Source organism: Chitinolyticbacter albus (assembly GCF_024437655.1).
GTDB classification, from domain to species: Bacteria; Pseudomonadota; Gammaproteobacteria; order Burkholderiales; family Chitinibacteraceae; genus Chitinolyticbacter; species Chitinolyticbacter albus.
Genome location: NZ_JANBVF010000084.1, coordinates 1 through 310 on the forward strand (window position 1 = coordinate 1; position 310 = coordinate 310).

General features: G+C 65.2%; 1 protein-coding gene. It reads right to left on the reverse strand.

Annotation, left to right across the window (positions count from 1 at the left end):
* Positions 1–310, reverse strand: a 310-nt coding sequence (locus NLI84_RS18880) for a contractile injection system protein, VgrG/Pvc8 family (RefSeq protein WP_255992376.1), incomplete at both ends; no start/stop codon positions are given.

The following is a 310-nucleotide window of genomic DNA, read 5'->3' on the forward strand; positions in this document are numbered from 1 at the left end:
CAGCAAGCGGCTGACGAAGGCCAGATCGGATTCGCGGTACTGCAGACAATAGGAGCGCGGGGCATAGCTCGCGCTCAACTGGAATTGCACGGCGAAGGTCGCACCGAATACCGGATTGGCACCGATATGCTCGTCGAGCACCGCCTTGACGATGTCGGGCACCGACAAGTCCTGGAACACCCGGCTGGTGCGCCGGTGCTGCAACAGCGACAGCGGCGGCTCGATGATCAGGCGGTACCGGGCAAAGCCGCCATCGGACGGCAACGCCTGGGCGGAAGTGACCACGCCACAGCGCACCACCTCGCCACCG